General features: G+C 69.1%; 11 protein-coding genes. 5 read left to right on the top strand and 6 right to left on the bottom strand.

The genetic code is table 11. The features are described from left to right. Positions 1-23 precede the first annotated feature (23 nt). Positions 24-623: a ComEA family DNA-binding protein gene (locus tag BK819_RS13045; protein ID WP_071329526.1), complete on the top strand. Its 600-nt coding sequence runs from the start codon at positions 24-26 to the stop codon at positions 621-623. Between the two features lie 7 nt (positions 624-630). On the opposite strand, the gene BK819_RS16920 is transcribed toward BK819_RS13045, so the two are convergent. Continuing rightward, a complete protein-coding gene (locus tag BK819_RS16920; RefSeq protein WP_071329525.1) occupies positions 631-1,380 on the bottom strand; it encodes a DUF2510 domain-containing protein in 750 nt (249 codons plus the stop codon). Positions 1,381-1,652: 272 nt separating this feature from the next. Between BK819_RS16920 and BK819_RS13035 the strand changes: the two genes are divergently transcribed. Continuing rightward, complete coding sequence (locus BK819_RS13035) at positions 1,653-4,016, top strand: ComEC/Rec2 family competence protein (RefSeq protein WP_083391790.1); 2,364 nt, start codon at positions 1,653-1,655, stop codon at positions 4,014-4,016. Between the two features lie 34 nt (positions 4,017-4,050). Then, positions 4,051-5,088 carry a DNA polymerase III subunit delta gene (holA, locus tag BK819_RS13030; RefSeq protein ID WP_071329524.1) on the top strand — a complete coding sequence of 346 codons (1,038 nt, stop codon included), beginning with the start codon at positions 4,051-4,053 and terminating at the stop codon, positions 5,086-5,088. 66 nt (positions 5,089-5,154) lie between these two features. On the opposite strand, the gene rpsT is transcribed toward holA, so the two are convergent. Continuing rightward, on the bottom strand, positions 5,155-5,415 hold the full coding sequence (rpsT, locus tag BK819_RS13025; protein WP_060921459.1) for a 30S ribosomal protein S20: 261 nt from the start codon (positions 5,413-5,415) through the stop codon (positions 5,155-5,157). Positions 5,416-5,636: 221 nt separating this feature from the next. Here rpsT and BK819_RS13020 point away from each other — a divergent pair, with 221 nt between their 5' ends. Further along, positions 5,637-7,010, top strand: a complete 1,374-nt coding sequence (locus BK819_RS13020; protein ID WP_071329523.1) for a glycoside hydrolase family 1 protein — start codon at positions 5,637-5,639, stop codon at positions 7,008-7,010. Further along, positions 7,007-8,245 (top strand): MFS transporter, encoded by a 1,239-nt coding sequence (locus BK819_RS13015; protein ID WP_071329522.1) that lies wholly within the window; start codon positions 7,007-7,009, stop codon positions 8,243-8,245. Before BK819_RS13020 ends, BK819_RS13015 begins: the two co-directional genes overlap by 4 nt. Here BK819_RS13015 and BK819_RS13010 read toward each other — a convergent pair. The 4 genes from BK819_RS13010 to BK819_RS12995 all read right to left on the bottom strand — a co-directional run bounded on the left by BK819_RS13010 (position 8,237) and on the right by BK819_RS12995 (position 13,732). Further along, on the bottom strand, positions 8,237-8,968 hold the full coding sequence (locus BK819_RS13010) for an alpha/beta fold hydrolase (RefSeq protein WP_071329521.1): 732 nt from the start codon (positions 8,966-8,968) through the stop codon (positions 8,237-8,239). The two genes, BK819_RS13015 and BK819_RS13010, sit on opposite strands and share 9 nt — an antisense overlap. Positions 8,969-9,043: 75 nt before the next feature. Then, positions 9,044-10,753 carry an ABC transporter family substrate-binding protein gene (locus BK819_RS13005; protein ID WP_060921464.1) on the bottom strand — a complete coding sequence of 570 codons (1,710 nt, stop codon included), beginning with the start codon at positions 10,751-10,753 and terminating at the stop codon, positions 9,044-9,046. Positions 10,754-10,886: 133 nt separating this feature from the next. Further along, a complete protein-coding gene (locus tag BK819_RS13000) occupies positions 10,887-12,815 on the bottom strand; it encodes an ABC transporter ATP-binding protein (protein WP_060921465.1) in 1,929 nt (642 codons plus the stop codon). Continuing rightward, positions 12,812-13,732 carry an ABC transporter permease gene (locus BK819_RS12995; protein ID WP_060921466.1) on the bottom strand — a complete coding sequence of 307 codons (921 nt, stop codon included), beginning with the start codon at positions 13,730-13,732 and terminating at the stop codon, positions 12,812-12,814. The genes BK819_RS13000 and BK819_RS12995 overlap by 4 nt, the downstream gene beginning before the upstream one ends. Position 13,733: the final 1 nt, after the last annotated feature.

The following is a 13,733-nucleotide window of genomic DNA, read 5'->3' as shown; positions in this document are numbered from 1 at the left end:
GGCGCGGAGCTTAGGGTGACCGGATGACCTCGTCCCCGCCTCCGCCTCCTCCGGCCCGTCGGAGGTTCCGCCTCGGGCTCGGCGCGGCGGTCGTGCTGGCGATCGTCGCGCTCTCCACCGCCGTCGGCCTCGGCCTGATGCAGGGCCAACCGTCGTCCGTCGAGGCCGTTCCGCTTGCGGAGAGCTCCGCGTCGGTCGAGCCCGCGCCCGGGGAGATCTACGTGCACGTGCTCGGGGCAGTCGTGCGCCCGGGCCTGTACGTCCTGCGCACCGACTCCCGGGTCGTCGATGCTCTCGCGGCCGCCGGCGGGTCGACGGATGCTGCCGACCTCGCGGGGGTCAACCTCGCCCGACGTGTCGAGGACGGGGAGCAGATCCTCGTCCCGGTCGTGGGTGCCGTCACCGACCCCTCGGCTGCGCCTCCCGGCGACGGGACGGTCGATCTGAACACGGCGGATCAGGCCGCTCTGGAGGAGCTCCCGGGAATCGGACCGGCGCTGGCCGAGCGCATCGTCGCGTGGCGCGAGGACAACGGTCGGTTCCGCACGGTGGACGACCTCCTGGCAGTGCCGGGGATCGGGGAGAAGGTCCTGGAGGGGCTGCGCGACGCGGTGCGCGTGTGAGAGTCGCCTACCCCTGGGGATCGCAGGTCAGCGTGGCATCTGTGATCACCTGGGTCGCCAGCTCCCGCTCGGACTCAAGCGGATCGCGTCCGTCGACCAGGAGCTGGACGCTCTCATCGGACAACTCGGAGTCGTAGACGTACTGCCCGACGCAGGGATAGAAGTCCGGCATGTCGTCATAGGTCGTCAGGCCGTTCGACCGGTTGATCTCCTCCGCGGACGCCCCGATCTCCTCGGGCGTCGGACGGCTCTCACTGGCGCTGCTCGGCGCGTCGGATGGCTGGGCGCTGGCCGAGGGAGCGCTTTCGGCGGGCAACGCGCCGTTCAGCGCCGAGGAGGCCAGCACGAGCGACACGATGAGCACGATGACCCCGATCACGGCGCCGACGACCGACACGACCATGCCGACGATCGACGGCCACTTCGCGGCGCTTTTCGTGAACAACCCGACCAGCGACACGACGAACCCGGCGAACAGGATCACCGCGCCGACCACGAACAACACGGGGATGAAGGCGAGAATGGCGCCGAGGACGGCCAGGCCCAGCCCGATGAACCCGAGGACCGGCGCCGGCCGAGAAGCAGCGTCAGGGACCTGGTGCGCCGGGGCGGCCGACCCGTATGTCGGCGCCTCGGGATGAGGCGGCGAGGGATTCGTCGGAGCTGAAGTGGGAGCGTACGCGTCCGTCCACCGTGCTCCGTCCCACCACCGCTGGCGCCCGGAACCATCGTCGTACCACCCGGCCGGGACACTCATGCGCTCTCCTCCTCGTTGCGGCAGCGTCTGCCGCGCGCGAGTACCCAGGCTACCCAATCGCCTCGGACGAGGCCGTCACCGCGTCGGTCGCCTCCGACGCCGGCGGTCTCTGCCATCGGAGAAGTGCTCCTCCACACCCTGACTTCCAGGGTCGTTGTCCTCTGCTCCTGCGGCGGCGGTCGCGGCGGGCGGAGCGGGAGTCAGCGCGACTCTAGCGTGATCGGATGCATGAGCTGCCGTGTTCGTCCCCGGGGTCCGAGTGGGGATCCGCGATGACGCGCGACCTTCGCCTGCTGCCGGTGGCGCTCGGTGCCTGGGGTGTGGCCCTGGTCTGCGTGTTCCTGCCGGGAACGGCGGGGTGGCTGGTGGGGGGATGCCTGGCAGCCGCGGTGGTCATCGGCGCCGCGCTCGCGATCCGGCACCGCGCAGTCGCGACGATCGGGGGACTGGTCATCGTGGTGCTCGCGACAGCGGCAGCCGTGGCGTTCACCGTCCTCGTACAGTCCGCGGACCGTGACGCCGTGCACGCGTGGGGAGGCAGAGCCGTCGAAGCGGCGGGGCAGGTGTCGTCATCGGCGTCCGTGGGACGCGATGGGCGTCTGTGGATGGACGTGCAGCTGCGCGGCATCGGTGCGCCCGGAGCCGTGGCGCCGGCGGCCGGTCCAGTGCGCATCGGCATCGAGGAAGGGGAGGGGTTCGTCCTCGGCGCGCAGGTGCGGGTGACCGGTGAGAGTGCGGAAACGGATCCGGGGGAGCGGGCAGCCCTCGTCGTCTTCGTCACCGCCGGAACGGTGGAACAGTCCGCACCCGGCGTCTTCGGATTCGCAGCCGACCTCCGCCGTTCGTTCGTCGAGCGCGCGACGCGGCTCCCCGAACCCGGCGCCGGACTCCTCCCGGGGCTGGCGGTGGGCGACACCACCGCCGTGCCCGTCGCCGTCGACGCCGACATGCGCACGAGCGGTCTCAGCCACCTCACCGCCGTGTCCGGGGCGAACTGCGCGGTCGTCGTCGCTGCGGTGTTCGGGATCGTGGCGTTGAGCGGTGGAACGCGAGCGCTGCGGGTCGTGCTCGCCGCCCTCGCCCTGGCGGCCTTCGTCGTGCTCGTGACGCCGGAGCCGAGCGTCATCCGGGCCGCCACGATGGCCGCGGCGGGCATGCTGTCGATCCTCGTCGGGCGGCCGAGCGCAGGGGCCGGAATCCTGGCCCTGTGCGTGGCCGTGCTCCTCGTCGCCGATCCCTGGCTCGCATCGACGCCGGGATTCGCGCTGTCCGCGGTGGCCTCCGGGTCCCTCATCCTGCTGGCCCCAGCGCTGGCGAACGGGATCGGACGCTGGCTACCCGGTCCGCTCGCCCTGGCGATCGCCGTGCCCCTGGCGGCGCAGCTCGCGTGCGCGCCCGTGATCGCGCTGTTCGCGGAGCAGCAGTCGCTCGTCTCGGTCGTCGCGAACCTCCTCGCCGAGCCGGCGGCGCCGATCGCGACGGTGATCGGGCTCGTCGCCTGTCTCGCTGCGCCTCTCCCACCCGTCGCGGATCTGCTCGCGGCGTGCGCCTGGCTGCCGTCTGCGTGGATCGCGGCCGTCGCCCATGTCACTTCCGGGCTCCCTGGCGCTCAGGTGCTCCTCCCCGCGGGGCTCGGCAGCGCTGCCCTCGTTGCGCTGGTGACCGTCGCGATCGCCATCGTGTGCTGCCGCGGAAGGCCGGGCCCCCGGGGGGTCGCGCGCCCGGACGTCGTGACGGTGCGGTCTCGTCCGCCGGGGCTCTCGACGTCCGGCGGCGTCCTCACCATCGTCCGATGCGTGGCGGCCGGCGTTCTCATCGTTGTGGCGTCCGTCGGTGCTTCCCGCGTGCTGGTCGACGGTCCGCTCGCCCCGCTCGTGACGCCGCACGGGTGGGTGATCGCCGCATGCGACGTGGGCCAGGGCGATGCGATCCTGGTGCGTTCGCAGGACGCGATCGCGCTCATCGACACGGGACCGGACGCGGGTGCGCTCGATGCCTGCCTCCGCTCGCTGAGCATCGACCGCATCGATCTGCTCGTGCTCACGCATTTCGACGCGGACCACGTCGGGGGTGCGGCCGTGCTCGAAGGGCGGGTGGGTACGGTGCTGCACGGACCGCCCGCCGATGACGCCGATACGCGCGTGCTCGACGACCTGGCGCGGGCGGGCGCTGCCCTCCGTCCGGTCGGCGCCGGGGACCGGGGCGCTCTCGGCCAAGCGTCGTGGCGAGTGCTCTGGCCGCGGAAGGACAGCGTCGCCTTCCCACCGGGCAACGATGCGAGCGTCGTCACCGAGTTCGCCGGGGGAGGAGTGCCCCGTGCCCTGTTCCTTGGCGATCTCTCCGCGGCCCCGCAACGTGCGCTGCTCCGCGGTACGCCGCTGACACGATACGACGTGCTGAAGGTCGCCCACCACGGCAGCGCTGACCAGGAGCCGGCCCTCTACGAGGCTCTGCAGCCGAGCGTGGCGCTCATCACGGTCGGCGCGGAAAACGACTACGGGCACCCGCGTCGGGAGACCCTCGATCTTTTGTCGGCGCTCGGCGCGCAGGTCTACCGCACCGATCACGACGGCCGCACGCTGCTCGGCGTCGAGGACCATGCCCTCCGCGTCTGGACCGATGGCGCGCCGCCCTGAGTCGGGTGTCCGACACCGCCGGTAGGCTGGTCCCATGGCAGCTTCCCGTCCTCCCTCCCGCGGCGGCGCGAAGGCCACGAAGATCCCGCAGGTGTCGTGGCGAGAGCCTCACCCCGCGCCGCTGGTGCTCGTCTCGGGCCCGGAAGAGGTCTGCGCCGAACGCGCGATCGCCGGGGTGCGCGACTACCTCCGTGCCGAGGATCCGGCGCTCGAGGTCAGCGACGTCCGTGCCGACGACTACGCTCCCGGCACGCTGCTCTCCCTGACCTCGCCGTCGCTGTTCGGAGAGCCGCGACTGGTCCGCGTGTCCGGCGTGGAGAAGTGCTCCGACGCGTTCCTCCAAGAGGCCATCGGGTATCTGGAGAACCCGCAGGAGGGGGCGACCGTCGTCCTGCGGCACACCGGAGCCAGCGTCCGCGGGAAGAAGCTCCTCGACGCCCTCCGCGCGGGGACCGGCGGCGGGATCGAGATCGCCTGCCCCGCCATCAAGCGCGACGGCGACCGGGTCGACTTCGCGGCGGGGGAGTTCAAGGCGGCCAAGAAGCGCATCGCTCCGCCGGCACTCCGAGCGCTCGTCTCGGCATTCGCCGACGACCTCACCGAGCTCGCCGCTGCATGTCAGCAGCTCATCGGCGATGTCGACGGCGACATCACCGAAGAGGTCGTCACCAAGTACTACGGCGGCCGGGTCGAGGTGTCGGCGTTCGTCGTCGCCGACACCGCCATCGCTGGCCGATACGGTGAGGCTCTCGTGGCGCTCCGCCACGCCCTGTCCTCCGGCGCAGACCCGGTGCCGATGGTCGCCGCGTTCGCGATGAAGCTGCGCACGATGGCGCGCGTCGCCGGCAACCGTGAACCCAGCAGGCAGCTCGCCCAGCGCCTCGGGATGAAGGACTGGCAGGTAGACCGCGCGCGCCGCGACCTGGCGGGATGGAACGAGCGCTCCCTGGGAATGGCGATCCAGGCGACTGCGCGCGCCGACGCCGAGGTCAAGGGTGCAGCGCGCGACCCCATCTTCGCGCTTGAGCGCATGGTGACGGTCATCGCCACCCGTGAGCCGTTCGGGGGCTAGGGCTCTCGCCCCCGGAAAGCAGAAAGCCCGCCTCACGAGGAGACGGGCTTTCCGGAAGTCAGAAGCTCAGAGAGCGGCGACCTGCTTGGCGATCGCCGACTTGCGGTTCGATGCCTGGTTCTTGTGCAGCACACCCTTGCTGACGGCCTTGTCGAGCTTGACCGAGGCCTTCTTCAGGCTCTTCTCTGCTGCGGCCTTGTCGCCGGCGGCGACGGCCGCGCGGGTCTGGCGGACGAGAGTCTTCAGCTCGCTCTTCACGGCCTTGTTGCGCGCGTGAGCCTTCTCGTTGGTCTTGTTGCGCTTGATCTGCGACTTGATGTTTGCCACGTGTGGACGCTTTCTGTACAGGAGTTATTCGGAGTGCCGGCAGCAGAAGAGGGCTGCTGCACGGCGGTCGTGAGGGAAGAACCCACACGCAAGCCAAGAGTCGAGTCTACCAGCACCGGACCGGATCGTGTGAAACGGCGCCGTCCCGGCGAGACGCCGTCGCGCGGAGGGTGGGACCGGGTGCAGAATCATCCTCAACGACGATGACGTCAAGGAGCCCGATGACCCCCCTCAGCACCGACCCGACCGCGCGTGCGCGGCTTCGCTGGTCCGCCGCCACCTCAGCCATCCAGATCGAGGGTTCCCGCCGTGCAGACGGAGCGGGCCGGTCGATCTGGGACGACGAGATCGCGAAGCCCGGACGCATCCGCGACGGCTCGACGGCGGAGCCGGCCTGCGACAGCTATCGCCGTGTGGCGGATGACGTCGCCCTGGTGGCCGGTCTCGGACTCGACCGGTACCGGTTCTCGATTCCGTGGGCGCGCGTGCAACCGGACGGACACGGACCCGGGAACGTCGCGGCACTGGACCACTACGCCCGCGTCGTCGATGCTCTGCTCGAGGCCGGAGTCACACCCTTCCCGACGCTCTATCACTGGGAGCTGCCGAGCCCGGTCGAGGCCGACGGCGGCTGGCTCGCCCGCGACACCGCCGAACGCTTCGGGGAGTACGTCGCCCTCGTCGCCGCCCGCCTCGGAGACCGGGTGTCGTCGTGGTACACGCTGAACGAGCCTGCCATGACCACCCTGCAGGGCTACGCGGTCGGCGCGCTCGCACCAGGCAGGCAGCTCTTCTACGGCGCGCTTCCGACCGCGCACCATCAGCTGCTCGCCCATTCCCGAGCCGCTGACGTGCTGCGAGACCAGGGTGCGGAGAGCGTGGGGCTCGTCAACAACCACACCTGGGTCCTGCCGCTGCGGGACACCGAAGAGGATCATGCCGCAGCCGCGGTGTACGACCTCCTGCACAACCGGCTGTTCAGCGAGCCGCTGCTCTCCGGGACGACACCGGATCTGGAGGCGCTCGGGCTTCCGCCGCTGCCCCTCCTCGGCGACGACCTCGCACGCATCGCGGGATCGATCGACTTCTATGGCGTGAACTTCTACAACCCGACGACCGTCACCGCCGCGAGTCCCGGGAACGACATCCCGTTCGAGATCGTGCCGACACCCGGAGTCCCCGTCACCGGGTTCGGACCCGAGTGGCCGATCATGCCGTCCGCTCTGCGTGATCTCTTGATCGATCTGCACCGCCGCCACCCGGGCATGCCTCCGATCATCATCGGAGAGAACGGAGCTTCCTTCCCGGAGCCCGACGTCGCCGGTCCTGTGGAGGACATCGACCGGATCGCCTACCTCTCCGCGCACATCGACGCGGTGGGCGAGGCCATCGCCGCCGGCGTCCCCGTCGAGGAGTACACAGTCTGGTCGCTGCTCGACAACTGGGAGTGGATGGACGGCTACACGCAGCGGTTCGGTCTCGTGCACGTGGACTTCTCGACGGGGGAGCGGATTCCGAAGGCCTCTTATGGCTGGTATCGGGAGCTCGTCGCGGGCGCTCATGCGGCCCGCACCGCCGGGGCGGCACGCGCATGAGCGGGGCCCCGGGCATCGCCACCCGCAGGGCGGGCCTGCGCTGGATGTCGTTGTTCACCCTCGCCTGGCTCGCCATCTGGACCGTCCAGCTCACCCCGGTCCAGCTCCTTCTCCCGCTGCAGCTCGACACTCCTGAGGACGACTGGATCCGTGGCGTCGTCTCCTCCGGGATCGTGCTCGGAGTGGGTGGTCTCGCCGGCGTCGTCGCCGGGCCGCTCGCCGGAGCGCTCTCGGACCGCGCCCGTGCCGGCGCACACCGACGGCGGCCATGGGCTCTGGGCGGCGTCGCGCTCACCGCCGCGTGTCTCGTGCTCACCGGATTCGCCGAGGGGCCGTGGGCGGTCGGCGCCGGCTGGGTCGGCGTCTCGATCGGCGTCGCTGTCTCCTCCGCCGCGTTCACCGCGCTCATCGCCGACCAGCTCCCGACCACGCAGCGCGGCGCCGCGTCCGCCGCGGTCGGTTCGAGCCAGGCGGTCGGCATCGTGCTCGGGGTCGGCCTGGTCGTGCTGCTGGGCCTCGGTATCGTCGCCGGGTATCTCCTCCTCGCCGGCATCATCGCGGTGGTGGGCATCGCCGCGGCGCTGCTGCTGCCGGACCCGCCGAGCACCGATGCGCTGCGTCCGCAGCGCATCGGGCGTCCCCGGCTGGCGTCGCTCCGCGACCGCGACTTCGCCTGGATGCTCTCCGGTCGGCTCGTCACGAACATCGGCAACGCTCTCGGGACGGCCCTGTTCCTCTTCTTCCTCCTTCACGGCCTCGGCCAGGAGAGCACGACCGCACAGGACAACCTCCTTCTCCTCATCGTCGTCTACACCGTCTTCGTCGTGATCGCCTCGGTGATCACCGGGATCATCTCCGACCGCACCGGCGAGCGGCGTCGACTCGCTGTGGCGGCCACGGTCGTGCAGGCGGCGTCGGGCGTGGTAATCGTGGCTCTACCCACCTTCGAGATGACGATGATCGCCGCCGCGCTCATGGGCGTCGGCTACGGCACCTTCTCTACGGTGGGACTCGCGTTCGCGGCCGATCTGCTCCCGGATGAGCAGGACCACGCGCGCGACCTCGGCATCGTGAACGTGACCGCCGCCCTCGGCCAACTCATCGGACCCGTGCTCGGAGCGGGGCTCGTCGCCCTGGCCGGCGGGTTCTGGCTCGTCTTCCTCGCGGCGGCCGTCCTGTCGCTCGTCGGGGGAGGACTCACCGCGGCCGCGCGGCCTCGGGTGCTCTCAGCGTGACGCCCTGCGTTGCTCGATCGTCGCGATCGCGAGCGCGAGGACGGCGTTGAACACCCGCGGGCGCATGGCCGTGAGAAGGTGCGTGGTCCGCGGCACGACGATGAGCTCCGCCTCGGGGGCCAGACGCCGGAACAGGGGCTCGTTCAGCCGGAGCTGATCGTACTGGCCGTTCACGAACCACAGGGGCACCTCGATGCGGGGGACAGCGGCGGCGACGTCCAGGGCGGCGAGGCTGCGGAGCGTCTGGTCCTGGATGTCGAGCGCATAGCCGCCGGCGGCGAAATCCCCGCGATTCTCCTCGGGGATCGTCGCGGCGAGCATGCGCTGCGTCAGCCACATGCCACGGTCGGGCAGGGAGTCGACCGCGCGGGCGAACAGGCGGTACGCGCGCAGTCCGGCGCCGCGGGGGAGCGAGGTGCATGCGGCGGCGACGAGTCCGTCGACGGGCGGAGGCTCCGCGCCACCGGTGTACGCCAGGGAGAGCAGCCCGCCCATCGAGTGCCCGACCAGCAGGACGGGGCCCCGCTCCGCGGCGGCGCGGACGGCGGCGTCGATCGTGTGCAGCGCCTCGTGGAGGGTGAAGTCCTCGGCCATCCGGCTGCCGTGGCCGGGAAGGTCGACGGCGGTGACGGGATGTCCGTGCGCCTCCAGGTACTCGATCTGCGACCGCCACATGGTGGCCGACGTGCGGATGCCGTGCACGAGGACGGTCTGGACGGTCACGCCTTCAGCATAGGGAAAGCGGGGCCGGTGGATGAACCACCGACCCCGCTTCGACACGAGATGTGTCAGAGGATGTTACTTCTCCCAGCCGACGTTCTCGACCGGCGTGATGCCGAACAGGTCGAGACCCACGTAGGGCTCCGGCGTCAGGTTGGCCAGACCCTCCTGAACCGTGTAGATCTGCGGGCCGTTGTACAGCGGGATGAGACCCCAGCGCTTGTAGATCTCGGGCTCGAGCTCCATGGCGGCCTTGGTCTGCGCCTCGGGGTCGCTCTGCGACTCGACCTTGTCCTTGATCTCCGCGTCGAGCTCGGCGTCACCGACACCCGACAGGTTCAGACCGGAGTCCGAGCAGTAGAGCTGGCAGAACCAGGCGGCACCGAACGGGTCGGACGAGGTGAAGCGGAGTCCGGAGACGTCCCAGTTCTTCGAGGTGTAGTCGTCGGAGAACTGGCTGGCGGGACGCACATCGACCTTGACGTCGATGCCGATCTCCTTCTCCTGCGCCTGCAGCGACTGCGCGAGCGCCTTGGCGGTCGCGGTGTCGTTCCAGATGGGGTAGACCACGGAGAGCTTGACGCCGTCCTTCTCGCGGATGCCATCCGAGCCTTCGGTCCAGCCGGCCTCGTCGAGGAGCTTCTTGGCGCCCTCGACGTCGAACTCCCAGCCGGCGGCCTTCATCGAGTCGGTGTAGCCGGGCTGGAAGGAGAACAGGGTGAGCGAACCGGCCGGGTCCTCTTCGTAGCCGAGGCCGTTCCAGGCGATCTGCTTCTGCTGGTCGATGTTGATGGCCTTGAAGAACGCCTCACGGACCTTGACGTCCTCGAACTGCGGCTTCGTCGCGTCGACCTGCAGGATGGTGTTCGCCGTCTGCTGGGCGCGGTAGACGACCGCACCGTCGACGTCCTTGACCTGGTCGATGAGCTCCTGGGAGCCCGTCTCCACCATGTCGACCTCGCCGTTCTTGAAGGCGTTGACGCCGGCCTGGCCGTCCATGCCCGTCATGGTGACCTTGTCGAGCAGCGGAGCGTCGCCCCACCACTCGGGGTTCGGCTTGAAGGAGATGTAGCCCTTGTTCGCGTCGAACTCGTCGACGGTGTACGGGCCGGCACCCCACTCCGGGTGCGGGTTGTCGATCATCGCCTCGTTGAAGACGTCCGGGTCGGCGAGGGCCGGGTGGATCACGCCGCCGTTGAACGGCATCTGCGGCCAGGCGAACTCGCCCTTGAAGGTCACGATGGCCGTCTTGGGGGAGTCGCCCTGCTCGACGGACTCGATCTCCTTGTAGCCATCGGTCGCGTTCGGGTTGAAGCCCTCGTCGTAGGAGCGGTTGGCCTTCCACGTGGCATCGATGGCGGTCCAGTCCATGTCGGTGCCGTCGTTCCAGTGGGCCTCGTCGGTGAACGTGAACGTCAGGACCGTCTTGCCGTCCTTGACCTCGTTCTTCCACTCCGACAGGTAGTTGTCGTTCTTGTACTGCGTGCCGTCCGGCTCCATCAGGATCAGCTGCGGCGTGTACCACGCGGCGATGCGGGCGGTGTCCGCGCTGCCGTCGCTGTTGAACGCGTTGAGCTGGTCGGGGACCTCGCGGATGGCGAAGTTGACTTCGCCGCCTTCCTTCAGGTTCTCGCGCGGCTGCGGGTTGTAGTTCGCCATTTCGACTTCGGCAGCTTCGCCGTTGTCGCCGCTGTTGCCACTGCCGCCGTTTCCGGCAGCGCACCCGCTGATCGCGAGTGCGAGAACGCCGGTGAATGCCAGCGCTCCCATCAGCTTGTACTGCTTCATGGTGCTCCTTTCGCCTTACGGCGTGTCATAAAGGGAAGAATAGTTCGAGCCTCATACCGGTACGCCGCCGTGCGGTGAATAGCGTCTAACCGTTATCGGACGGTGACCACCCTCGGCCCCGGCCGTGCCCGCGTCAGACCGTCGCCGGCTTCGTGCTGACCGTGTCGGGATCGAACACGACGCGCTGCCGCGTGCGCTCGATGTCCGGGTCGGGGACCGGGATCGCCGAGAGCAGAGCCTTGGTGTAGGGGTGCTGCGGATTGTCGAACACCTCGTCCACATCGCCGTGCTCGACGAAATCGCCGAGGTACATCACGGCGACCCGATCGGCGATGTGGCGGACGACGGAGAGGTCGTGCGCCACGAAGAGGTACGACAGCCCGAGCTTGACCTTGAGCTCATCGAGGAGATTGATCACGCCGGCCTGGATCGACACGTCGAGCGCGGAGACCGGCTCGTCGAGAACGACGATCTTGGGGTTCGTCGACAGCGCGCGGGCGATGCCGATGCGCTGTCGCTGACCACCCGAGAACGCCTGGGGGAAGCGATCGCGATGCGCCGGATTGAGGCCGACGAGATCCATGAGCTCACCGACACGACGGTGCACCTCGGCGCTCGGCGTTCCGATCGCGAGAAGCGGCTCCGCGATGATGTCGGCGACGGTCAGGCGAGGATCCAGAGCACCCATCGGGTCCTGGAAAACGATCTGGATGTCGCGACGCAGTGCGCGCTCGACCTTGTGGCTGCGGATGTCGTTGACACTCGTGCCGGCGATCACGATGTCGCCCTCGGTCTGCTTGACCATGTCCATGATCTGCAGCAGCGTCGTCGTCTTGCCGGAGCCGGACTCGCCGACGATGGCCATCGTCTCGCCCTCGCGCACGTCGAAGCTGATCCCCTTGATCGCGTGGACCTCACCGACCTTGCGCTTGAGGAACGCCCCCTTCAGAAGGGGGAATGTCTTGGTGAGGTTCTTCACCTCGAGCGTGATCGGCCGCTCCTCGCGGGGAAGGCGGGTGAGGTCGCTCTCGGGGACCTCGCGCACGGGGTACACCGGTAGCCCGCCGAGCATGCCCCCATCCTCGATCTCGTCCGCACGGATACAGGCCGCACGGTGTTCTGACACGCCTCCCGTGTGAACGGGGAGAAGCTCGGGCTCCTTCGCGCGGCAGGCGTCGATCACGATGGGGCAGCGGTCCGCGAACGGGCACGCATCGGGCAGGTCGATGAGCAGGGGCGGGTTGCCCTTGATCGGGGTCAGGGGCTCCTTCTCGGCCTTGTCTACGCGCGGGATGGCGCCGAGGAGTCCGATCGAGTAGGGCATCCGGGTCTTGTGGAACAGCTCCCTGACCGGGGCCTGCTCGACGGGCTTGCCCGCGTACATGACCATGACGTCGTCGGCGGTGCGGGCCACGACACCCATGTCATGCGTGATCATCATCACGGCCGCGCCGGTCTCGTCCTGTGCCTTCTCGATGAGGTCGAGGATCTGTGCCTGAATCGTCACGTCCAGAGCAGTGGTCGGCTCGTCGGCGATGATCAGCTTGGGGTCGTTCGCCATCGCGATGGCGATGACGACGCGCTGGCGCATGCCTCCGGAGAACTCGTGGGGGAAGGCCTTCATGCGCTTCTCCGGCTCCGGGATCCCGACCAGCTTGAGAAGGTCGATGGCCCGGGCGTTGGCCTCCTTGCCGCTCATGTTGCGGTGCACGGTCAACGCCTCGATCAGCTGCGTGCCGATCGTGTACACGGGAGTCAGCGAGGTCAGCGGGTCCTGGAAGATCATCGACAGGCCGTTGCCGCGGATCGTGGAGAGCTGCGCGTCCGTCTTGCCGATCAGCTCCTGGCCGTCGAACATGATCGAGCCCGACACCTTGGCGTTCTCGTCGAGCAGGCCCATCACCGCCAGGGAGGTGACCGACTTGCCCGATCCGGACTCTCCGACGATGCCGAGGGTCTTTCCGGCCTCGAGGTCGAAGGAGACGCCGCGGACGGCGTGGACACGACCGGCCTCAGAGGCGAAGCTGACGTTGAGGTCGCGGACGGAGAGGATGGGGCTCATGCGCGGCCTCCAGCAGCCGAGGTGGGATCGAGGGCATCACGCAGACCGTCGGCGATGAGTGCCATCGACACGGTGAGCAGAGTGAGGACGAGGGCCGGGAAGTAGAACAGCCACGGCGAGCTCGTGATGGTCGTGCTCCCCTCGCCGATCAGGGAGCCGAGGGAGACATCGGGGATCTTGACGCCGAAGCCGATGAACGACAGGCCAGTCTCAGTCGTCACGGCGGCGACGATGCCCAGGGTGAAGTTGATCACCAGAAGTGATCCGATGTTGGGGACCAGGTGCCGCAGGACGATGCGTCCGCCACGGACCCCCATGTAGCGCGCGGCCTGCACGTACTCGCGTTCGCGGAGCGACAGCGCCATAGTCCAGATGATGCGCGCGGGGAAGAACCATCCGACGAAGATCATCACCAGGGCGATGACCCACCAGACGCCGCCGGAGTCGTTCGAGACGACCGACAGGATGAGGAAGGTCGGAACGACCATCATGAAGTGGATCACCAGAAGAGCGATGCGCTCGAACCAGCCGCCGAAGTAGGCGGCAGCCGTGCCGACGAGTGCCGAGAGGATCGTCGTGCCGAGAGAGACGGTGATGGCGATCATGAGCGAGCGCTGCAGACCGACAGCGGTCTGCGTGTACGTGTCGTTGCCGGCGCCGTTGGTCCCGAACCAGTGGTCGGCCGACGGGGGCGAGCTCAATGCCAGGAAGTCCATGTCATTCACCGCGTAGCGCGACAGCAACGGTCCGAGCGTCGCGAAGAGGATCAGGACGAACAGCACGATGATGCCGCCGACAGCGGGCTTGTTGCGCAGGAACCGACGCGTGTACAACGTCCACTTCGAGAGCGACTTGTCGGCGGGCTGCGGAGGCCCGACAGGCGGCTCGACGAGGGGATCGATCATTTCCGTGGTCATT

Origin of the sequence: Microbacterium sp. LCT-H2 (genome assembly GCF_001866135.1) — a bacterium.
Classification (GTDB): domain Bacteria; phylum Actinomycetota; class Actinomycetes; order Actinomycetales; family Microbacteriaceae; genus Microbacterium.
The sequence above is the reverse complement of the archived record's forward strand: the minus strand, read 5'-3'. Positions and strand labels throughout refer to the sequence as shown.

What these genes read in the sequence shown, in the direction of transcription:
- BK819_RS13020 (WP_071329523.1), top strand. Translation starts at nt 5,637, where the DNA reads ATGACCCCCCTCAGCACCGACCCGACCGCGCGTGCGCGGCTTCGCTGG.
- BK819_RS13015 (WP_071329522.1), top strand. Translation starts at nt 7,007, where the DNA reads ATGAGCGGGGCCCCGGGCATCGCCACCCGCAGGGCGGGCCTGCGCTGG.
- BK819_RS13045 (WP_071329526.1), top strand. Translation starts at nt 24, where the DNA reads ATGACCTCGTCCCCGCCTCCGCCTCCTCCGGCCCGTCGGAGGTTCCGC.
- BK819_RS13000 (WP_060921465.1), bottom strand. Translation starts at nt 12,815, where the DNA reads ATGAGCCCCATCCTCTCCGTCCGCGACCTCAACGTCAGCTTCGCCTCT.
- BK819_RS12995 (WP_060921466.1), bottom strand. Translation starts at nt 13,732, where the DNA reads ATGACCACGGAAATGATCGATCCCCTCGTCGAGCCGCCTGTCGGGCCT.
- BK819_RS13035 (WP_083391790.1), top strand. Translation starts at nt 1,653, where the DNA reads ATGACGCGCGACCTTCGCCTGCTGCCGGTGGCGCTCGGTGCCTGGGGT.
- holA (WP_071329524.1), top strand. Translation starts at nt 4,051, where the DNA reads ATGGCAGCTTCCCGTCCTCCCTCCCGCGGCGGCGCGAAGGCCACGAAG.
- BK819_RS16920 (WP_071329525.1), bottom strand. Translation starts at nt 1,380, where the DNA reads ATGAGTGTCCCGGCCGGGTGGTACGACGATGGTTCCGGGCGCCAGCGG.
- BK819_RS13005 (WP_060921464.1), bottom strand. Translation starts at nt 10,753, where the DNA reads ATGAAGCAGTACAAGCTGATGGGAGCGCTGGCATTCACCGGCGTTCTC.